Below are 20,529 nucleotides of genomic sequence, written 5' to 3'. Positions count from 1 at the left end.
AATCGCGGGATGCGCACGACAACTGAGCGCGGTCGCCCTCGGCTCGGGCTGCAATATTTTTGGATTACGGGGACGGCCGACCCAGCTGACGATCCAGGGCGGTCACCATCGATGCGCCACCGATCGGGCGATCGCGATGACGTGCCCGCGGCAGTTTCAGTTGCAAGGACGCGCGACCGTTACACGCCGCCTGGCCCGGCATAGTGGACGGCGAGCGTCGCCAGAATTGTCCTGTTGCTGATCTCGAGCTTGCGGAAGATGTGGTGCAAATGAACCTTGATGGTGCCGTCGGCCACCTTCAGACGGCGGCCGATCTCCTTGTTCGACAGCCCCTCCGAAACCAGGTTCATGATCTGACGCTCGCGCTCCGTCAGCATTGCAAGATACTTCTCCGGCATCGCGGTCTGAGCACGGGAGATCGCTTCCTCGCACGAGGGCGGCGGCAGCATCTTCTGACCGTCCGCGACCTGCCGCAATGTTTGGATAAGCGTCTCTGGCTCCTCGTCGTGGAGCATAACGCCGTACGCTCCGGCCGCCGCCAGCATCGCCAGATCCCGATCCTCAACCGAGGTAGCGAGAAAGACGAGGCGCGCGGCACACGTCGCGGAATTTCCAATGTCGATCGTTGCCTGTTCAAAAATGTCAGGCATCGACATGTCCAAAATGGCTATGTCGGGCGCTAGACCCCGTACTGCTTCGAAACAACTCGCAGCATCATTGCAACGAGCAACAACCTTGAAATCACGTTCTGCTTCGAGCAGGCAATTCAGACCCAATAAAACAACTGGATATCTGCTAGCAATCACCACACGACTGAAATGCATTTACGACCAATCCCTCAGTCCCTCCAGTTCAGCTCCGTAGCCCCTCCAGATCAGCTCCGCGCCCAATTGATTAATAAGCTACTCCAATATGACACTTTTCCGTAAGGTTTTGTTGTCGCGGACGCCCCGTGAATTTACTGCCCTAAGCGTGCCAACAGGCATAGTTTCAGCAACGCATGATCGCAGCGCCTGACCTACTCACCCAGAGCGGGTGTTTCTCAAAGGTGCCCCGCGCGCGCGCCCTAAGGGTGGTGGCGGCTCTTTCTCATGATGATCGACATCTGAAACGACGGACGACATCTGAGGCAATGACTATAACCAAAGGTATATAGGGATATTGGGGATTAGCATCTAACATTCTTAAATATTTAGAGTGCGCTCAAGACTTTTTCGTCCTCAGATTCGTTGGTCCGATCGGACAAATCCGAGGAAGCGTTTTGCATACGTCGTTCTTTTTAGCTGGGTGATGATCAACAAATGAGCCGGATTCAACCGACCCGCCCATTGTTTCATTGTAGCGTCCGGGAGAATTTCCATGAGACGACGATATCCTTTTGCTATTGTACTTGTTGGTGAAAATAGTCTTCGTAAGGAAGGTCTTGCCAGAATTCTGAATTCGGAGAGTTTTCAAGTCCTGACTTCGATATCCGATGCCGACGATTTGCTTGGCGACGACACGCCCAAGAAGGCCGCAACCAATCAGGCATTGTTGCTCCTCATTGTTCACACCGGCGACGATTTCCGCCCGACAATCGAGCAAATCGAGTCCTTCAGGCGCCGTCACGCCGATGGGCGCGTCGCCGTAGTCGCGGATCAATATCGTGTGAGCGACCTGGCTGTCGCACTTCGGGCCGGTGCCACCGGATACTTCATCGACGTGATGAATTGCGACGCGTTCATCAAGTCCATCGAACTCGTGATGATGGGTGGCACCGTCTTCCCGCCGGCGTTCCTGACGTCCGCACTCGACGCCGAAGAACGCGATGCGGAGGATACGCCCGCCCCCAATAATGACGATCCTGCCGCCGCAGAACCGGACGACAGGCTTGCTCGGCAACTTTCGCCCCGGGAAATCTCGATTCTGCAGTGCCTGATCGAGGGCGATTCCAACAAGTGCATCGCCCGCAAGATCAATATTGCCGAAGCCACGGTGAAGGTTCACATCAAGGCGATCCTTCGCAAGATCAGGGTCCAGAACAGAACGCAGGCCGCGATCTGGGGCTTGCACCATCGCCCTGCGGCATGGCCGAATAGCCACGGGTCGGCGCCCCACGCGAACGATGCCGAACGACCTCTCCGGCCGAAGCGGGAAATTCCCAAGATCGCAAGAGCGGGCCGGCCGGCGCCACTTGGCGCGCTCGACCACACGGCGAACTATTTTGAAGTGCCGATTACGAACGGTCACGCCCACAACGGCAGTTCGAAGATCGACGAGGCGATCCGGCTTCGCAAATAGCTGAACCTTCCCGTTGACATCTCCCCGGGTAACCCCGGCGGGATGTCCCTCGGCCTGCGAGCCGCATCAACGGAATGCGATGCGCGATGACCGATGCCGAGGTCAGCGCCAGCGCAGACGGCTCGTCTATCCTTCCCACAATGTTTCATGCTGTTGCCTCGCCGGCGGCAAGAAGCAGGTAACCGATGATCCGGCGCCTGCCTGTCTTGATCTCAACCGTCAGCATGCCAGGACCGAGCTTGACCAGCTTATCCTCCACCTGCATCTGCGTGCGGCCGAACGACGCAAGCGAGATTCACGAATGACCGCGCACCAACGCATCGCCCGCGCTCGAGCCCCGTTCGCCTCGATTTGATCTATCCCCCGCCGACGGACGCGGACTCAATGCGACGATCAACGGCGATCAGGATCGCTCAATGATAGTCGTCGGAACTGACCTTGGGCGTTCATCGCTCGTTGACGTCACCGGGCCATGCGAGGTGGTGATTGCTTGATAGAAGCAACCTCCTCAATGGCCCTGCGGCCCGGCAAGCCGTCGTCGTTGGCGTCTTTCGGCGAGCAGCGACAGCAGGCCACCGAGCGCCAGTGCAGCGAGGAGCGTCAGCGCGAACAGCAGCGGACCGTTGGGACCGGAGGGTACCATCACCGCTTCCGCAGGCAGTAGCGTTTGACCAGCAGCAGACCTGACCATGTCACGCGCCGGCGCGCTGTCCTGGTTGTCGAACGCAGGATTCTTCTCCGCGCCCTCCATTGCCTCCTTCAGACGTTCGAGTTTGGCTTGAGCGCCGACATAGGTGGGATGACGCGGACCCAATACGGCCGAAAGCCCGGCCAATTCCCGCTCGGCCGCAGCGTACGCCTCCGTCGCCTGTGCGCGCAGCCGCCCGCGCAGATATTCGGACGCAACCCAATTCGCCAGGTTGGCCGCGCGCTGCGGGTTCGACGTGGTCACCGCGATCGCGATCAAATAAGACCGCGGATCGTTGGTAACGGTGATCTGCTTCATGAGGCGTGTGATCGCGAGTTCGCGCGGCGTTGGCACGGGATGAGCCCCGAGATACGGCCAGACATGGGAGAGCGCTCGCTCCAGGCGGCCCGGGCGCGCGTAGTCGGGGTCCTGGTCGAGCCGCAGCGCCGACACGACCGCGCTTGCGGTGCCGCGCGACCGGATGATGCGCGCCGAGCTGTCAACGACGGCAGCCGCATCGACGGCCGCTGTCGATTGCAGCCTCTCGCCGGCAATATTTTCGTTGCGCACAAAATCGAGCTGAATGGTGGCTTCGCCGGTGTATCGCGATGCCATAAACATGAACGCAACCAGAAAGGCTGCCTGCGCAAGCACGACAGTTATCATGACGAGCTGCCGGTGCCTCCATACGACACCCAGCGCATCATGTACGACCTGCTCATAATGTATGCGGGGGGCGTTGATCGCGCCTGTCTCGACAAACATTTCCTGATCTCCCGAACGGGTGCGAGTTCCCGATCTTTGCGCGTGGCCAAGGCGGTTGGCCAATAGTCGATGGCTCAGTGACGTCATCGTATGAAAATCCTGAAAGCGGCCCTGTTGAAAAGCGCACCGACCAGCGCGCGGGCCTGAAGGCGGTCGGCTACCCTGAGCAGATCCAGAAACAGGTGCTCGCCGTCGGATTGGCCGGCTGGTTCTATCCGGCCAGCGCTCCCGTCAGCCTTTCGGTCGACAAGAGCGCCGACTATATCGAGCAGACCCCGCTGATAGGAATAGCGCGAGATCGTGCAGCCGAGCAGCCGCGCCTCTTGCTTGCAGCGGATTTGCGCCGGAGCAAAGCTGCGCGTAGCCGACCGAAACATCGGCAGGTCGGCTTCGGTGTCGCCGATCGCAATGGTCTCGACGTCCGGTCCCAAGACCCGATCGCGCAGGGCCGTCAGGCCCGTCCCCTTGTTGACGTTCTTTGCCACCACGGCGGTATCGCTCGTGGTTTGGCGGAAGCAGAGCCGGTCGAGCTGCAGCGTCGCGATCAGATCACGCACGATCAGCGTTGGCAGCGGGACCGGAACGCCCTGACCGATGCTGAAGCGGCGCATCCGCGATAGCAGGCTCTGGGATTTCTTCTCGATCATGTAGGCCCGGATGGAATATCTGTGGCGCTCGTCGAGAAAAACGCCGGGAAGTTCCCGCAGCGCTCTCCTGAGTTCATCGAGCTGAACCAGCGTGTCCTGATCGATCAGCGGCAATCCGTGCCCGGCAACGGCGTCCCACAAGTAAGCGCCGTTCTCCGCCACGCCACCGGCCAGCCCGTACGCTTCACAATAGTCCTTGACCTCGTAGACCGACCTCGCCGTGTTGAGCGCGACCGAACAGCCGTGCTTCGACAGCAGGGAAAGAGCCTCGATGCCGGCCGCCGTCGTGCAAGGATAACCGAAGATGCGCCGGTCCATGACGCCGTCGATGTCGAGGAAGACAAGCGGCGAGTGCCAAGACACCGCTCGCGACGGCCGACATCGCGCACCGCAGAACTTGGCGGTCTGTGCAGTCAGGAAATCCCACGCGCCGAGGAAGCGCCGGTGCTGCTCCTGCTGCTGTTTGCCGCACTGCACGACACTGAAGAGGTTCTCCTGCGCCGTCTCCATTGCCCACACGCCGGCCAGCAGCTTATTGATGAAGAGCCGGTCTGCAACCGACGCGTCGCCGGAATGCTCGACGTAACGGCGGACCAATCGCTCCTCCTCGTCGGGCGACAGCTCGAAGCTCAAGATGGCGTCCGCGAGGTCGTAAGCCGGATCGACGCTGTTCAGCAGGGTCTTGCCGAGGCCATGCCCAAAATAGCCCGTCTTCAACAACCCCGTCCTGCCCACGATCCACTCGGCAGCTCCCATGTTGCCATCGATCAGCGTGGGACACGGGCAATGCAATCGATAAAGTCGCTGCTGGATCAATGACCGCATCGGTATGTCGAGCACGAAATCACCATATGCGCGGCCGAACGCCTCGGCCAGCAGCGTCCAACCGTTCTCGTGCACGGCCTTGCCAGCGACACGCGACTTCGGCAGGGCCAGGAGACGGGTGCGCGCGGCAACGTAGCAGGCCACCTTGTCGATCCAGGAATCGCGATTCAATCCGAAATCCATGGCGGCCTGCTGCTGCGGCAGCCACTCGCTGTAGAGGATGCCGTCACGCAGCCCAAGGATCGGCGCAACGAACTCGGACAGCCGCTGCGCGACAAGGAACGCCGGGTAACCGAGGTATCCCAGTCCAACGCTCTTCGCCACGAAATGACGGACCTCGCGGTCGCCTTGCGCAGTCTGCAGCTGCACCTTGAATATCCGCCTCAGCGTCGCGCCTCGCTTGCCGCTCGCGCTGTGCTGCAGACCACCATCGAGTTCCTCCGCCCGCCAGCTATCGAGCACCTGAACATCGGTGAACCCGCGCGGCGCAAGATATTCGGCCAATCTTTCCGCGACCATCCGGGGATCAAGTAGCTGCTGCTTTCGCCAGCGCTCCGGCTCGAGCGTGATCACCAAGTCGTCAGGCAACGCCGCAGCCCAACCGGACGTTGCCGGATGCGTCGGCACCAGCACCTTTATCTTGGAAAGGTCGAAGCCCGCCTGACGCGCGATATCGACGGCAAGAACGATCGTGCCTCCCGAATTGGGCGGATCGTCCACAATTACGAGCGTGAAGCCCTTGCGGGCGTACTCCGACAACTGCCTGCGCTCCCATTCGCTCGGGCCCTTCTTCGGATGCACCGTAAGCGCGGCGATCCGGCCGTAACCTTCGGCCTTGAAGAAGGAGCACAACAGCGCGGAAAAGTAGGTACCAGCCGTTCGTAGCCCGAGCACGAGAACCGGGTGCGACCTGTCGGCAACGCCCCGCATGAACTGTCGCCCCAGCTCGAACACGTCAACGGGCGTGAGATCAAGCCGGTTGAATGCGGACGGTATGCCGAGGCGAACGTCGAGCAGACCGGACGGGAGCTGCCAGCGCAACAACGCTGACAGCTTCCCGATGACCTCCGCGAACGGTGCCGCCTCGCCCTCCGATCGCATCAGACCGGCAAGGAGTATCTCGAGCCCGTTCTGCCACTCCTCCTTCCAGCGACGAAGCTGGGTCCTGTGCCGTTGCGGCCACTTCTGCGCGACTTTGTCGGTGGCCGATAACGCGAGACGCCCGAGCCGGCCTTTTGCCAACTGCGAGGGTATGCGCAGCGTGTGTCCGCGCAGATATTCGTCAACGCCATTCAACAGCGAGCATGAAAGCAGATATACGTTTGTGGCAACTTCTCTCGCCTGCCATCCCGGTTCGACATCACCGAGCCGATCGAGCTCGGCGGCAAGACGCTCGCTCACTTCACCGACCGTCAGATGAGGATCGAGGCACCAATCATAGGCGGAATAGAACTCGGTCTCGGCCGGCAACGGGTCCAGCGCCACCGCCGATCGCTCGATTATCGCCTGCCTCTCCAGCACCAACATCGCTATTTCGGCTCCGGTTCCTGAATGGTTACGCTGCCGAACCCGCCTCGATTTCGGACAAATCATGTCGGGCATATTGATCGATCGCGCGTGCATAGACCGCCATCAGCGCCTGGTAGTTGGCTTCAGCGGTGAAATGCCGGTCAAACGTCTCCCGCGCAGCACGGCGCATCTCAGTCAGTGCGGATGCCTCTGACCAGAGGGTGCGCACACATGCCGCGAGATCGTCTGCATCGCCTGCTGCAAAGCACGCGCCGTTGCGCCCATCGACGATGTCGGCCATCGCGCCATGCCGAGGAACGATAACGGGTGTGCCCTTGGCGAACGCTTCGATCACGACACGAGGAAGAGCTCCCTCGTAACATTGCGATGGCAGGATCAACACCGCCGCGGCACCGATCAGTTCGTAGACGTCGTCGTGGGGCACGCCGTGCAACCGTTCGATCACCGCGTTACGGGCGGCCGCCTCGCGAACCAGCCCGTCGAGCGGGCCGTCGCCCACGATCTTCAGCGGCACTTCGAGTCGCCGCCAGGCCTCGAGAAGCGCCTGAATGCCTTTTTCCTCGGAAAGCCGGCCGATATAGACAGCGTAGCCGCCATCGCCGACGCCGACACGCGGCTCGGGATAAAGGAAGTTGGGCTTTACCACGATCTTGTCCGCGGGAAGCCCTCCTTCGATGAACTTCCGGCGACTGAATGCGCTCAGGGCGACATACGCATCGACGGCGTGCTGCCAGGTCCCCAGCAGACGATGAGTCGCAAGCATCGCCGCGACGGTCGCGCTCGCCGCCGTGCTATGCCGGTAGCAATTGTGCGCAACGCCACGCCAGGGCGTCGCCTTGCCGAGGCAATCCTCACAAGGCTTGCCATCGCGGAACAGCAGCGCATTGACGCAAACAAGACGGAAGTTGTGCAGCGTCTGCACCACGGGAACGCTCTCGGCATGCGCGGCGTAATAGGCGGCCGGAGACATAAGTGGAAACGTGTTGTGGAAGTGAACGACCTGCGGTCGATGCAGACGGATCAATCGCCGCAGTTCGACAATGGTCTGCCGGCTCCAGATCGTGCGGCCCGCGAGCTGCAGACGCCCCATGTCGTCGATAGTGTCGTTGGAGAGGCAATACTGCGTCACCTCGTGGCCGTGCGCCCTGAGCAGCGCAACCTCGGCCGCGACGCATTGGTCCTCGCCGCCGGCGAGCTTGTAGAAATTGTGCGCCACGAGAATGTTCATCGACGTCCTCCTGCAGCTTCCGCCGCGGCCACCGCCTGACCGGACGCAGCGACGGGCGGTATCGGCAAGCGGCAGAGCTGTCCGTTGCTGACAGCCGGCGCCTGCCGCGTGAATTGCCCCATGAGGCGCAGGACACTGTCCAGCCGCTGCCATTGGTCGAACTCCTCCAACTCCCAGGAATGTCCCCAGAGATGGAAGACGCCGCCGCGCGCAACGACCTGAGACAGCAGCGATTCCGCGAGCGCGGGCCATTCTGTCGCGCGGCCGTGACGGAGGTAGCGCCAGATGTTACCGAAGGCCATCCGCTTGATCGCGTTCCTCGCCAGAGTGGAACGGCGGTGCGGAAACGCCTGGACGGTCGTCGGTATTTGCAACAGGCCGGCTAACGGTCGCGGAAAGCCGAGCGCAAGAAGCTCGACGGTGCGCAGGCCGATATATCCCGCTCGCTGGACCATGCGCACATGCTCCTTGCGGTAGCGGCCGATCGGCGGGCAGAAGCACTCGCAGCGAACACCCGTGCTGTCTTCGATCCAGGCCTTGGAATCGGCGATCTCCTGCGAGGCCGTTTCTGTCGTCACGGACGTCAAATCGACATGGTGGAGCGTGTGCGCGCCGATCTCGAAGCCCTTGCCCAGCGCGCGCAGCTGCATGGCGGACATGGTCTGTCGTTCGCTCGTCGTCGCGGGTACGTAGAAGGTGCCCTCCAGTCCGTACTTTGAGAGCAATGCGGCCACGCGATGATCCAGGGGATGGCCATCATCCCAACTGGTTGTGATGTAGGCCGGCAACGTCATGACCCGCCTCCCACCACGCTCAAGCGATGACGCATCCGGACGTTCGCCTGAGCGGCGGCGAGCATCCGATCGATGCGGGGCATCGCGATGCTTCGCTGAATCAAGCGGAAAAGCCCTCGCGGCGACCATCGCAGGTCGAGCAACTTGAGCTCCGCTCGCGCAAAGGCGCGGATTTCCGCGATCAGCTCCGGCTCCTGTTCCGGTGCTTCCATCATTGTCAGGAAGGCCGACAACACGCTTTCTACAAACGTCCGCTTGCTCAGGGCCACGCGCCGATCCACGGTACGAATATCGGTCGCCACATCGCAAAGCAGGCCGGCCAGGTCATAGGCCGCCGGGTAACGTTGGTTGAATACGACACCGACGCAAGCCGGCTTGTCGGCATCGACGAGCGTGAGAATGCGTTGCGCGGGATCGTAAAGGATGTTCTGAAGGCAGAGATCACCGTGGGGACTCCCCGTGGCCCAGTGCGGCCGCAACACGGTGACAAGAACACGGGCCATGGCCGCCAGCACTTCGGGAGGCTGATCGCTAAGGGCGGCAAGGAACTTGTTGAGGTCGGTGCCGGCAGCCATCGTCATCACCAGGGCCGGCGGCGTTTCGGAGACATGAAGCGGCAATGGCGCGCGTAACGTCCAGTCATGAACCGTCCTGCCGTCGACCGAGCCGTGCAGCCGCATCTGGGCATCGAACTGCCGTTTTGCCGTTTCGACCGCGGCCGGCTCGTCGGGATAGAGCTTGACCGCCAGATCGCGATATCCTTGCCAGATCGCATGGTCCCTGCCTGTACGGATGCCGTAGATCCGGCCCTGGAATCCTTCTCCGATCTGCCTGATGTCCCAATCGACAGCCGGGTTCGGTTGCGCGAGTTGCTGCAGGACCTGCGCGATCGGAGCGCGAACGTGATCCGCAGGACCGGGCCGGGCTGCGACCGTCAGGAATGCGACCCAGCGGGCCGCCGATCCCGCAACGCTCCCGGCCAATATCCCGTAAGCAGCTCCGAGCAATCCCCATTCGGCGGTAAACGCCCAGACCGCCGTCGCCGTGACGAAGGCTCCGACCGACGTCGCCACCACGACCGCCCGCGGCCGTTCCATGCTTGCCATTGCGTTGGAGGCCGACGCCCCCGCGGCAGTCGCAAGCACGGCCAGCGCCAGGATCGTCACGACGTCGCCCCGCCCGTCGTATCCGTGATCGTGGTAGATCAGCCTCATCAGGAAGTCGCCGCTGAAAAGAATCATGACCCAGAACAGCGACATGACACCGACAAGCAGAAGCGCGTCACGCGACGCTTGACGGCGCAGTCTCTCGACTCCCCCCTCCTTGAAAGCAAGGACCGAGCGCGGCGTCAGCGTGTTGCGGAATGCGCTCAACAATGGGTTGGCCACAGACGCGATACTGTTGCAGGCTGCGAAAACGCCGGTTTCCGCCAAGCTGACCAACAGCGGCAGCACCCAGTAGCTGACGTAGCTCTGGATCGTGACCGTGATCTGTCCGGCACAAAGCCATTTGCCAAGTCGCCAGCTCTCCGCGGTCGCCTGCCGCACGCGGCCTGTCGGAATCGAAAAATTCTGTCGTGCCAGGTAGAGCCAGACGAGGCTCGTCAACGCGCAGCCGCCCGCCAGTGCGAGGGAGGCATTGACAGCGGACATCCTGTCGGTCCATCCGAGCCAGGCCAGCACAGGCAGTTGCACCGCGGCCACGCCGGCATCAAGGATCAGGGCATTCGCCACATTCAAATGCGCAAATGCATACGTTCGATTGAACTCCCTCTGCAATGCGAACGGAACGGTCAGCACCAACGTGCAGACCAGCCAGGTCAAATCGTTCGCGGCCCATAGCGCGATCATCGCAACAGCCACGATGGCCAGCACGACAATGGCGGCCGCGGACAACCACACGCTGTGCAGCAGCGAGAGCCCGGCATGCTGCGCCGGGGTTCGCGACGAGCGGTGCCGCTGAATCGTATAAGGCATCAGGATGAGGGCGTCCTGCACCGCGAGCACAAATCCCAATACGGACAGACCAATGGCGTAGATGCCGAGTTGGCTGGGCTGGGTGAAACGACCGACCAGCACCGTCGACAGAAGGCTGGTGCCGCTCACGACCGCCTGATCCGCCAACGCCAGGGCGTGCGTTCCGAAGATGATGCGCGTGATCGCCGCCCACGCTGTGGCGCTCCGGCTTGCGGGTTCTTGCAGAACGTGGCGCTCCGGATGCGGGAGCGCATTGCGGTCCACACCAAGCGCCGAGGGGCGGTCTTTCACTCCGATTTTCTGCATTCCAACCTTCGACTCACCCGGCCTCACGCGACGGCATCGCGCCGGTCGACTTTCGACCTTGCATGGCGCGTCGTAATAGCTCACCCGCCGCAAGGCAGGAGAATCCCGGGACGATGTAGGCGTAGCGCCGCCACAGACGCTTCGGCTCCGAGCACAGCCGGAACAGCCATTCGAGGCCATGACGCTGCATCCACAGCGGCGCCTGACGCTTGGTTCCCGCGAGGAAGTCGAATGCCGCGCCGACACCGATCATCACCGGCGCCTCGATCTGCCCGCGATGCGCCGCCATCCACCGCTCCTGCTTCGGCGTGCTCAGGCCGACCCAGACAATGTCCGGCCGCGCGGCATTGATCATGTCGACAATCGCGCGGTCTTCCTCCGGCGTCAGTGCGCGAAACGGCGGCGAGAAGGTGCCCACCACCTGCAGGCCCGAAGCGGAGCGAACCAGGGTTTCCTTGAGCTTCTCGGCAAGGCCGACATCCCCGCCATAGTAGAATTGCCGATAACCCCGCGTTGCGGAAAGCGCCGTCATCGCTCGCATCAGGTCCGGTCCATAGACCCGTTGCGTGCGCTTTTTGCCAACAAGACGCAGGAAGTACACGAGCGGCATCCCATCCGGGGTCACCATGCCGGCCTCATCGTGGATCTTGCGCAGCGACGGATCGCATCGGCATTCCATCACGCCGTGCACCCCCGTGACACAGACATATTCGCGGCGTCGCCCTTCGATCCAGCGATCGAGCGTTGCAACTGCGTCGTCCATGGTAATGGCGCTCACGCTGACACCGAGCACGTCGCCACGATCAAGCGCTGGGTCTGCCCTGGGACTCACTGGGGCATCTTCCACACGAGCTTGTCAGCTTCGCGCGGGTCGGACAGCAGGTTGTCGAAATAGGCGATGGTCCTGCTCAGTCCTTCGTTCACGCTCACGACCGGCGCCCAATGCAGAAGCTCACGCGCGCGGGAAATGTCAGGCCGACGCTGACGCGGATCGTCCTGCGGCAACGGCCGGAACTCGAGCCTGGAGCGCGACCCCGTCAGCGAGATGATGAGCTCGGCGAGTTCGCACATGGTCATCTCGGTAGGATTGCCGAGATTGACCGATCCTTCAACGTCCGCCGGCGCGTTCATCAACCGCGTCAAGCCATCGATCAAGTCGTCGACGTAGCAGAACGATCGCGTTTGCATTCCCGTCCCGAAGACCGTGATCGGTTCGCCTCTGAGCGCCTGCACGATGAAGCTGGACACGACGCGGCCGTCCTGCGGATGCATGTTCGGACCGTAGGTGTTGAAGATGCGGGCGACGCGAATATCCAGCCGATGCTGCCGCCGGTAATCGTAGAACAGCGTCTCCGTGCAGCGCTTTGCCTCGTCGTAACAGGCTCGCGGTCCCGCGATGTTGACGATGCCACAGTAGTCCTCGGTCTGGGGATGGACATCTGGATCGCCATAGACCTCGCTGGTCGACGCCTGAAGGATACGGGCATGCAGCCGCTTGGCGAGGCCCAGCATATTGATCGCGCCAAGCACGCTCGTCTTCGTGGTCTGGATCGGGTCGCGCTGGTAGTGAATTGGCGATGCCGGGCACGCGAGGTTGTAGATCTCGTCGACCTCGACATAGAGTGGGAACGTGACGTCGTGCCGCATGACCTCGAATGCCGGCTCGCCGAGAAGCGGTTCGATGTTCCGACGCATCCCGGTGAAGAAATTGTCGACGCAAAGCACCTCGCATTCCTGCTTCAGCAGTCGCGCGCACAAATGTGAGCCGAGGAATCCAGCCCCGCCCGTGACCAGAACACGTCTTTTCAAGCTGCGTCTCCGCCGGTTTGCATGTCCGCCGGACGGTCTCCGGCATTCCCGATCTTGAGGGAGCCGACAGGCCGCCAACAGTCGCGCTCATGGATAAGCCGCAACGAATAGGAGCTATCCGGCTCGAATCCGGAGGTACCACCAGTGAAGTACCGCCGACGCGCGCGTCATTAGCCCGTGTTTTTCTGCACTTGGCCCACGCAACCACTAGTCTTGACGCTGCCGGCCATGGAGCGTCTGCGCGAATCCAGCTGGCCGCGCGTGGAGTTATTCGTGGACAGTGATCAGCGACCGATTGCTTCCGGTACCAGCCCGTCGACGCCGATCCGACGCTTGCTGACATCGTTGTCGGCGGCGTGCCTTTCCGTCCTGTTGTGCGCAGGTGTGGCGCCGGCAGGACAGACAACCTACCGTCTTGCGCCAGGTGACCGCATCACGGTAACCGTCTTCGGGCAGCCTGAACTCTCGGGTGACGTCCTGATCGATGATGCCGGCACCATCAGCCTTCCCCTTGCTGCGGCCATCGAGGTCAAGGACCTGACAGTGTTTGAATGCCAAGAGCGGATCAACGACAAACTTCTTGCCGAAGGACTTCTTCGGACACGATCGGTCGGCGTGCGCATCGCCGAACTGCGGCCGCTCTATGTGCTGGGCGACGTGCGGCTGCCGGGCGCTTATCCCTTCCGCTACGGCAGTACGACGCAGAGCGCCGTGGCGCTCGCTGGAGGATATGGCCCCGTCGACGCACTGCGCCAGACCGCACTCTCCGACTATCTGTTAGCGGAAGAACGTGTCCGCCAGCTCACGAACCAGAAGCGCACCATGCTCATCCGCCAGGCTCGTCTCGAGGCGCAGCGCGACGGAAAGGACAGCTTCGCTCCGCCGGATCTTGGCAACGCGGCCAACGACAAGGACACGCTCCGGATCATCGGAAGCGAGCAGGACGTCTTCAGGATCCAGGCTACGATCCTGCAGGGGCAGATCGACCTGCTCCGGTCGCAAAAGCCGCTGCTAAAGGAGCAGATCGAGGCCAACAGCGAACAGGGCAATGCCGGCAAGAAGCAGCTCGACCTGATCCGTCAGCAAATCGATCGATATGGCAACCTTCTCCGACAAGGGTTGGGGACACAGAACAACGACTTCAATTACCGCGTCCTCGAGGCAAACCAGGAAGCAACGGTCTGGCGATTGCTCTCGGACGTCTCCCGGCTGCAGGTCGATGCGGGAAACGTGGATTTCAGGATCAAGGAGGTTGACGCGGCATTCAAGCGCCAGGTCGCGACCGAACTGCAGCAGACGCGCGATCAGCTCAACGACCTCGACATCACGCTGCCCGCGGCCATCGCGATCCGCGACGCCAGATGGCGCAACGTCGGCGGCGGCGCCGGCGCCAAGCATTTGATCAGCATCACGCGCATGCGGAACGGTCACGCCGTCGTATCGGATGCCGACGAGACGACGCCCGTTGAGCCTGGAGACGTCATCGACATCAAGACTGAGATGCCGGCCGGCATCACGTCGAACGACCAGGCCGCCGCGGAACTGCTTAGATCACGCCCCTCCGGGACTGAACAAGCGAGCGGCCAGGACTTCACCAGCCCGATTTCCCGATAGCAAGCAGCGTTGCCAACTGCCGCCCATGAATTGAGATTGCGCCTTCGGGAGCCATGACAATACCCCCCTCAACCGCGCGCACCTTGCCTCGGCCGGACCGCTACGTCCTCCTGCTCTGTTGCGTTCTCATGGGTTATGCGCTGCTCAGAAACGGCGGCTTTGCTTATTTTGGCGACCGACCGATCTTCATCGGCGAATTCACCTTTATCGCAGGGCTGCTTGCTCTGCTTAGGTCGGGCTGCTTGAACGCCCTGTCCGCGTCTGCTCCGTGCCTCCGACGCACCAGCCTATCGCGAGCCCTCGCCATCCGGCGCACGCTGAAGCTCGCGGCCTGGCTCACGGCGTCGATCTGGCTCTCGGCGCAGCCGGCGCTGTCTGGCCCCGTCGAGGAGCCCTGCCCGACCGATACCATTTCGATTCTGCCGGACGAACCGATCCAGCCGGCCGTCGATCGTGCCGAAGTGGGCGCCGCGTTCTGTCTGAAGAATGGCATTCATCGCAGCCAGGCCGTCCGGCCACGCAAGAACCAGCGGTTTTATGGGGAAGGCCGGACAATTCTGAACGGCAGCCGCATTCTCACCGACTTCAGCCGGGAAGGCACCTACTGGGTTGCCGGTGGCCAGAACCAGCAAGGCCGGCGGGTCGGATCATGTGTCAGGTCGGCGCCGGCTTGCAATCTGCCGGAGGCCGTCTTCGTCGACGACGTTCCCCTCGCCCAGGTGCTGACGAAGAACGACGTCACTTCCGATCGCTTTTACTTCGATCATTCGACTGGAAAGATATTCCTCGCCAATGATCCATCGGCCCATAAGGTCGAAGTCACCGTCGCAGCGTTCGCATTCGACAGCACCGCACCCGGCATCTTGATCAAGAATCTCATCATCGAGAAATATGCCAGCGTCGGCCAGAAAGGCGCTGTCCAGGCCCAGGATGCCAACGGCTGGGTGGTCGAGAATTGCGAGCTTCGGCTGAACAGCGCGGCAGGGATCGCGGTGGGATCCGGCACCCGGATCCGCGACTGCGACATTCACCACAACGGCCAGATCGGGATCACGGGAGTCGGCCGCGACGTTGTGATCGAACGCAACCGCGTGTTCGCGAACAACACTCGCGAATTCAATCCCAACTGGGAGGCCGGAGGCGTTAAACTTGCGGTCAGCTCAAACGTCGTCATGCGCGACAATCGCGTCTACGACAATCGCGGCCCAGGCCTGTGGTGCGACATCGAATGCCGCGACGTTCTCTACGAGGGTAATATCGCCGAAGGAAACAGCGAAGCCGGAATATTTCACGAGATCTCGTTCGCGGCGGTGATCCGCAACAACAAGCTTCGACACAACGGCCTCGGCAAGGGTGGGTTCTGGGGCAACAACCTCCTGATTGCCGCATCGCAAGACGTCGATGTCTATGGCAACGAGTTGATCGTTAGCGCGGGAAAGTGCGGCGTCATCCTTGTCGACCAGGGCCGCCGCACCAAATCGGGTGAGCTTTACAAGACCCGCAACAACCACATCCACGACAACGACATGAAATTCGAGGGTGCAGTTTGTGCCGGCGCCGCCTCCGACGTCGGACCTGACAACGCTAACGCCGATGTCATCGAGACCGGCAACAACCGGTTCGATCACAATATCTATCGCATCTCTCGCGGAAGCACGCCGGTCAGATTCGCGTGGGGACGCGCCGTCCTCGATTGGGACCGCTTGCAGCACGCCGGGCTCGAACAGAACGGTAGTCTCCTCGTCCATTGACAGGGCTCGGGCCACGACGCTCGCAAACCGCGCGCATCGACCGATATCCTCGACGGTTGTTGCGATTTCGGACTACCACCTCGTTTCAATCGGGACTTTGAAACGGTCCGGTTAAGGTCGGCATTCGACGTTGCTCAATCCCTTCCGCGACTGATGCAGCTCAGGCAACTACCGAGAGAACATGGAGGCGCGAAAATGCGAGGCAGGAAAACGGCGCTCGTCACGGGTGCCGGTGGGTTCATCGGCCACCATTTGGTCAAGTATCTGGTTGGGCTTGGATACTTCGTCCGTGGCGCCGACATCAAGTCTCCCGAATACGAAGAGACCGCCGCCGACGAGTTCATGATTGCTGACCTGCGTGACCGTGCAGAGTGCCAGCGTGTCACGAAGAATATCGACGAGGTCTATCATCTTGCCGCCGACATGGGCGGCATCGGCTATATCAGCACGCAGCACGCTGAGATCACGCTCAACAACACCCTGATCGATGCGCACATGCTGCAGGCCGCAAAGTGCAACGAGGTCAAGCGATTCCTGTTCTCCTCGTCCGCCTGCGTCTACCCGCAGCATCTGCAGCGAAATCCCGACGTCGTTCCTCTGCGCGAGGACGATGCGTTTCCGGCCGATCCGGAAGAAGGGTACGGGCTCGAAAAGCTCTATACCGAAAAGCTCTGCCAGTACTTCACCGAGGACTGGCACCTGCCCACGCGCGTCGTCCGCTTCCACAACGTCTACGGCCCGCTCGGTACCTATGACGGCGGTCGTGAAAAGGCACCCGCAGCCCTTTCGCGCAAGATCGCCGGTCTCCGCAGCGGAGACGAACTGCAGATCTGGGGAGACGGCAAGCAGACACGCTCGTTCATGTACATTGATGATTGCGTCGAAGGCATTCATCGCATCATGCAGTCCGACTATTCCCTGCCGCTGAACCTTGGCACAGACGAATTGGTGACGGTCGACGAACTGGTCGACATCATTGCCGCCATCGCCGGCAAGTCCGTGATCAAGCGTCACGACACATCGAAGCCGCAAGGCGTGCGCGGCCGCAATAGCGACAATTCGCGACTAAGGACGATCCTCGGCTGGGAGCCCGCGACGACGCTGCGGCAAGGCCTCGTTCCCACCTACCGCTGGATCGAAGGGCGAGTTCTCGGCAAGCCCGATCTTTCCAACATCGCAGCCGCCTAGCCGCAGACGTCCTCCGACATCGCAGCCGGAGGACGTTTTCCACTAGACCGAACGGAAGCAAGTACCAGCATGACAGACCAGGGGCTGAACCTGCGCCAAGCGAGCCGCGCGAACCTGCCCTCTGGCAGCCAACGTGGCTCTGCATTCGTCCGTCGGCATCGCAAGTCGATCGTGACGGCCTTGCTGGTCAGCGGCGATCTCGCCGCCGCATTGGACGCAGGCGCCTGTACCAGCTCACTCGCGCGAGCGGTCGGGCTACCGACGCCGGAGCATCTTGGGGCCGTAGTGCTCCTTGCCGCTTTCGCGTTCTTCGTAACCGGACTCTACAACAGTCCGGGCCCGGAACCCTACCAGCGTTTCCGGCAGCGCGCCCTTGGCGTTGGCATTGTCATGGTGCCGTGGAGCATTGTCACGATGGCGAACGCCAGCGGCTGGAACATCGTCCATGTCATCTTCGTTCAGACCGCCTATGCGGCTTGCCTCCTACTGATCGGCCATTATGTAGAGGTCGCGCTGCGAACTCTGCTGATACATTTCGACCTGTGGGATGCCTCAGCCATCCTGGCTGGTCCGGCCAGTCAAGACCGCGACCTTGCACGATACTCCCGGCAGAACTGGCTCCTCAAACGGATGCTGGATATCGTATTCGCTGTTCCGCTGGGGCTGCTCGCGCTGCCCGTCGTGGCGCTGGGCGTGATAGCGATCAAGCTGATCGACCCAGGCGCGGCTTTCTTCGTCCAGGAGCGCGTAGGATACCGCGGTAAGCTGGTGAAGATGCACAAGTTGCGGACCATGTATGCCGACAGCAGTCGTATGCTGGAGGAGCATCTCAATCGTAACCCGCATGCGCGCGCCGAGTGGCAACAGTTCTTCAAGCTGCGGAACGACCCGCGTATTCTGCCGATTATCGGCAACTTCCTGCGCCGCTCCAGCATCGATGAATTGCCGCAGCTCTGGAACGTCATCCGCGGCGACATGAGTCTGGTCGGCCCGCGCCCCCTCCCCGCTTACCATATCGAACAGCTCGATGAAGAATTCCGGTCAGTGCGCGCCAGCGTTCAGCCGGGACTCACCGGACTGTGGCAGGTTTCGTCCCGCAGCGATGGCGACCTGCAGGTTCTGAAAGAGCAGGATCTCTCTTACATCCACAATTCGTCATTCTGGCTGGACGTGTACATCATACTGCAAACGCTGCCAGCCGTGCTGGGAGCAAAGGGAGCCCGTTAGTCGGCCAGCCCGCGCACTTGAACCGGCTTTGTGGCGCGCGTTCAGCGCGGCGGACAGCACTCACGATGGTGGCCGCGAGACCGCCATGAACCGCCGTCCAAAGGGGCACATGTTTCAGGCCTGTTTTTTAGGTAGGTGACAACAAGGGGGAAAGATCCGTGATCGTGGGCTATTGTCGCGTTGGTCCCCTCGAACCCATCGAGCGACTTGACGCCCAGAAGCGCGACCTGGCCGCGCTTGGAGCGCAAGACCATTTTTGCGAGAAGGCCAGCGTGTTCGGAAAGATGCCGGAGTTGGAGCGCGCGATCGAAGTCACTCGGAAAGGGGACGTGATAGCGATCACGAAACCCTATCGCGTGGCACATTCGACCCGGGGCGTGCTGGCGCTCATCGAGCGGCTGGGCCGCAAGGGCGTCGGCCTTCGCATCCTCGGTACGCCGATTGACACGAGTACCACGACCGGACGAATGATCCTCGGATCGGCACCCCTTTGGTCGCTTGGCGCTTCCCCGCTGCGTTCTGTGCTATGGGATCTGAGCATCGGTTGGTGGCGCGGACGGTGACGGCCGCGTCCGGCATGCGGCGGGAACCCAGGTAGGACACCGAAGCTTTGGGTATCCACTCTGACAAGGTGCTCGGCGTGTCGGGTTCTAAGCGTTGCTCGATAACCGCCGCAGCGAATGCGGGTTCTCCCGGCGAAAGCCGATTAGACCGGAGCCGCTTTCGCGGTCGCCATGACGATAGCTGCGACGGGCTCCTCCAGACGCAAGCTCGATGTACTGCCGTGCGACGCGAAAACCATCGAACCGTTGAGCCATTCGGCGGGCGCCGGCGGACAGCCGTAACCACAACGCGTCATCATTCAGGATGGATCGAAGCGCAATCGCCATCGCACCTGGGCTCGTATCGGTCACAAGCCCGTTCACGTCATTTTCGAGCACATCCCGGCTGAGCCGAGAGGAACCGACAATAGGCGTTCCGCTGGCGATCGCCTCCATGACAGTTGCAGACGCGACAGGGACCGCATAGCGCGTGGGGAAAGCGGCGACCCTAACCCGACCATGTAGCATCCGCACAGTCTGCCCATCCACGGACCCGAGGAGGATCACGCGCCCGCGAATCCGATCCGGGAGAGCATCCACCGCTGCTTGCGTCTGTCGAGTGATATCGCCTGCAACGTAGAGGCCTACCGAGGGATCGTCGAGCACGCCGAATGCCCGGATCGTGGCGGCGGGATCCTTGTAGGGCGAGGTTCCGGAATGAAGGATCGCCCGCTCACGCGCTGCAAGGTCGCCCCCACGGTAGGCTTGAAGCTCAATGCATTTGGGGATCACGGCAAGCTGGTGCCGTGACATGCCAAGATCGCGGACGAGTTCATCGCGAAGCTCCGTCGTCGTGGCGACCACGTAGTCGCACCGTTTGGTGCTGAATCGCCGAATGCTGCGCCACAATGGAGCAAGCCGGCCACTGCGAGGTTCGAGATCGTGGACAACCTGGACGATCGTGCCGCGGAGCGGGAGCGGCACTGCTTCGCTATGGACAACAAGATCGGGCCTCAAGCGATCAATAATCCGCTTCGCGCGTAGCCAGGCCGCGGCGGAGGCAAGCCCCGTCAAGGGCGTGGGGCTCAGGGCAACGATCGGTAGATCGAGACGAGGACCTAGCAGGCGCCGGTACTCCTCATGGCTCTGGAGGCTTCCGACAACGATCGTCACCTCGTGATCAAGATCGGCCAGAGCTTGAGCAAGCGATACGATGAAAATATTGACGCCGTCGGGCCAGTCGAGAGCCTCACGCCGAGTGAGGACAATACGCATGCGATCAACCTCTCCGTCTGTGATTATGGATCACAGAAGGCATGGGTTCAATCATCAATACAGGTGTACTCCATACGTGCGTGG

General features: G+C 61.8%; 15 protein-coding genes and 1 pseudogene. 6 read left to right on the top strand and 10 right to left on the bottom strand.

Annotated features, from left to right (window positions below; genetic code table 11):
• Positions 1–179: 179 nt before the first annotated feature.
• Entirely contained in the window at positions 180–650 is a 471-nt protein-coding gene (locus HU230_RS07745) for a LuxR C-terminal-related transcriptional regulator (protein WP_224943080.1), read from the bottom strand.
• A gap of 709 nt (positions 651–1,359) precedes the next feature.
• Between HU230_RS07745 and HU230_RS07740 the strand changes: the two genes are divergently transcribed.
• Positions 1,360–2,280: a response regulator transcription factor gene (locus HU230_RS07740; RefSeq protein ID WP_176532192.1), complete on the top strand. Its 921-nt coding sequence runs from the start codon at positions 1,360–1,362 to the stop codon at positions 2,278–2,280.
• A gap of 126 nt (positions 2,281–2,406) precedes the next feature.
• Here the strand turns inward: HU230_RS07740 and HU230_RS44025 are convergent.
• The 8 genes and pseudogenes from HU230_RS44025 to HU230_RS07705 form a co-directional block, all read right to left on the bottom strand.
• Positions 2,407–2,563 (bottom strand): annotated as a pseudogene (locus HU230_RS44025) (HlyD family type I secretion periplasmic adaptor subunit); the annotation flags it as partial.
• 225 nt (positions 2,564–2,788) lie between these two features.
• A complete protein-coding gene (locus HU230_RS07735; RefSeq protein WP_176532193.1) occupies positions 2,789–3,733 on the bottom strand; it encodes a GumC domain-containing protein in 945 nt (314 codons plus the stop codon).
• 83 nt (positions 3,734–3,816) lie between these two features.
• Positions 3,817–6,732: an HAD hydrolase family protein gene (locus HU230_RS07730; RefSeq protein ID WP_176532194.1), complete on the bottom strand. Its 2,916-nt coding sequence runs from the start codon at positions 6,730–6,732 to the stop codon at positions 3,817–3,819.
• A 28-nt stretch (positions 6,733–6,760) separates the two neighbouring features.
• Complete coding sequence (locus HU230_RS07725) at positions 6,761–7,864, bottom strand: glycosyltransferase (protein ID WP_234633857.1); 1,104 nt, start codon at positions 7,862–7,864, stop codon at positions 6,761–6,763.
• Positions 7,865–7,959: 95 nt separating this feature from the next.
• Positions 7,960–8,757, bottom strand: coding sequence for a polysaccharide deacetylase family protein (locus HU230_RS07720; protein ID WP_176532196.1), 798 nt, complete (start codon positions 8,755–8,757; stop codon positions 7,960–7,962).
• Positions 8,754–11,039 carry a hypothetical protein gene (locus HU230_RS07715; protein WP_176532197.1) on the bottom strand — a complete coding sequence of 762 codons (2,286 nt, stop codon included), beginning with the start codon at positions 11,037–11,039 and terminating at the stop codon, positions 8,754–8,756. Before HU230_RS07715 ends, HU230_RS07720 begins: the two co-directional genes overlap by 4 nt.
• Positions 11,040–11,052: 13 nt before the next feature.
• Positions 11,053–11,802: a WecB/TagA/CpsF family glycosyltransferase gene (locus HU230_RS07710; protein ID WP_176532198.1), complete on the bottom strand. Its 750-nt coding sequence runs from the start codon at positions 11,800–11,802 to the stop codon at positions 11,053–11,055.
• 65 nt (positions 11,803–11,867) lie between these two features.
• A complete protein-coding gene (locus HU230_RS07705; protein WP_176535106.1) occupies positions 11,868–12,848 on the bottom strand; it encodes a UDP-glucuronic acid decarboxylase family protein in 981 nt (326 codons plus the stop codon).
• Positions 12,849–13,061: 213 nt separating this feature from the next.
• Here HU230_RS07705 and HU230_RS07700 point away from each other — a divergent pair, with 213 nt between their 5' ends.
• From HU230_RS07700 to HU230_RS07680, 5 genes are all read left to right on the top strand, one after another.
• The gene (locus tag HU230_RS07700; protein WP_176532199.1) at positions 13,062–14,462 is read left to right on the top strand and encodes a polysaccharide biosynthesis/export family protein; all 1,401 of its coding nucleotides are present in this window, start codon (positions 13,062–13,064) and stop codon (positions 14,460–14,462) included.
• Positions 14,463–14,704: 242 nt separating this feature from the next.
• A complete protein-coding gene (locus HU230_RS07695) occupies positions 14,705–16,213 on the top strand; it encodes a right-handed parallel beta-helix repeat-containing protein (RefSeq protein WP_176532200.1) in 1,509 nt (502 codons plus the stop codon).
• A 195-nt stretch (positions 16,214–16,408) separates the two neighbouring features.
• A complete protein-coding gene (locus HU230_RS07690; RefSeq protein ID WP_176532201.1) occupies positions 16,409–17,401 on the top strand; it encodes an NAD-dependent epimerase/dehydratase family protein in 993 nt (330 codons plus the stop codon).
• Positions 17,402–17,470: 69 nt separating this feature from the next.
• On the top strand, positions 17,471–18,628 hold the full coding sequence (locus HU230_RS07685) for a sugar transferase (RefSeq protein WP_176532202.1): 1,158 nt from the start codon (positions 17,471–17,473) through the stop codon (positions 18,626–18,628).
• Between the two features lie 158 nt (positions 18,629–18,786).
• Positions 18,787–19,191: a recombinase family protein gene (locus tag HU230_RS07680; RefSeq protein WP_176532203.1), complete on the top strand. Its 405-nt coding sequence runs from the start codon at positions 18,787–18,789 to the stop codon at positions 19,189–19,191.
• Between the two features lie 87 nt (positions 19,192–19,278).
• Here HU230_RS07680 and HU230_RS07675 read toward each other — a convergent pair whose 3' ends face one another.
• The gene (locus HU230_RS07675) at positions 19,279–20,445 is read right to left on the bottom strand and encodes a glycosyltransferase family 4 protein (protein WP_176532204.1); all 1,167 of its coding nucleotides are present in this window, start codon (positions 20,443–20,445) and stop codon (positions 19,279–19,281) included.
• Positions 20,446–20,529 lie beyond the last annotated feature (84 nt).

Source organism: Bradyrhizobium quebecense (genome assembly GCF_013373795.3).
Lineage (GTDB): Bacteria > Pseudomonadota > Alphaproteobacteria > Rhizobiales > Xanthobacteraceae > Bradyrhizobium > Bradyrhizobium quebecense.
The sequence above is the reverse complement of the archived record's forward strand: the minus strand, read 5'-3'. Positions and strand labels throughout refer to the sequence as shown.

What these genes read in the sequence shown, in the direction of transcription:
- HU230_RS07745 (WP_224943080.1), bottom strand. Translation starts at nt 650, where the DNA reads ATGCCTGACATTTTTGAACAGGCAACGATCGACATTGGAAATTCCGCG.
- HU230_RS07740 (WP_176532192.1), top strand. Translation starts at nt 1,360, where the DNA reads ATGAGACGACGATATCCTTTTGCTATTGTACTTGTTGGTGAAAATAGT.
- HU230_RS07735 (WP_176532193.1), bottom strand. Translation starts at nt 3,733, where the DNA reads ATGTTTGTCGAGACAGGCGCGATCAACGCCCCCCGCATACATTATGAG.
- HU230_RS07730 (WP_176532194.1), bottom strand. Translation starts at nt 6,732, where the DNA reads ATGTTGGTGCTGGAGAGGCAGGCGATAATCGAGCGATCGGCGGTGGCG.
- HU230_RS07720 (WP_176532196.1), bottom strand. Translation starts at nt 8,757, where the DNA reads ATGACGTTGCCGGCCTACATCACAACCAGTTGGGATGATGGCCATCCC.
- HU230_RS07715 (WP_176532197.1), bottom strand. Translation starts at nt 11,039, where the DNA reads ATGCAGAAAATCGGAGTGAAAGACCGCCCCTCGGCGCTTGGTGTGGAC.
- HU230_RS07710 (WP_176532198.1), bottom strand. Translation starts at nt 11,802, where the DNA reads ATGGACGACGCAGTTGCAACGCTCGATCGCTGGATCGAAGGGCGACGC.
- HU230_RS07690 (WP_176532201.1), top strand. Translation starts at nt 16,409, where the DNA reads ATGCGAGGCAGGAAAACGGCGCTCGTCACGGGTGCCGGTGGGTTCATC.
- HU230_RS07685 (WP_176532202.1), top strand. Translation starts at nt 17,471, where the DNA reads ATGACAGACCAGGGGCTGAACCTGCGCCAAGCGAGCCGCGCGAACCTG.
- HU230_RS07675 (WP_176532204.1), bottom strand. Translation starts at nt 20,445, where the DNA reads ATGCGTATTGTCCTCACTCGGCGTGAGGCTCTCGACTGGCCCGACGGC.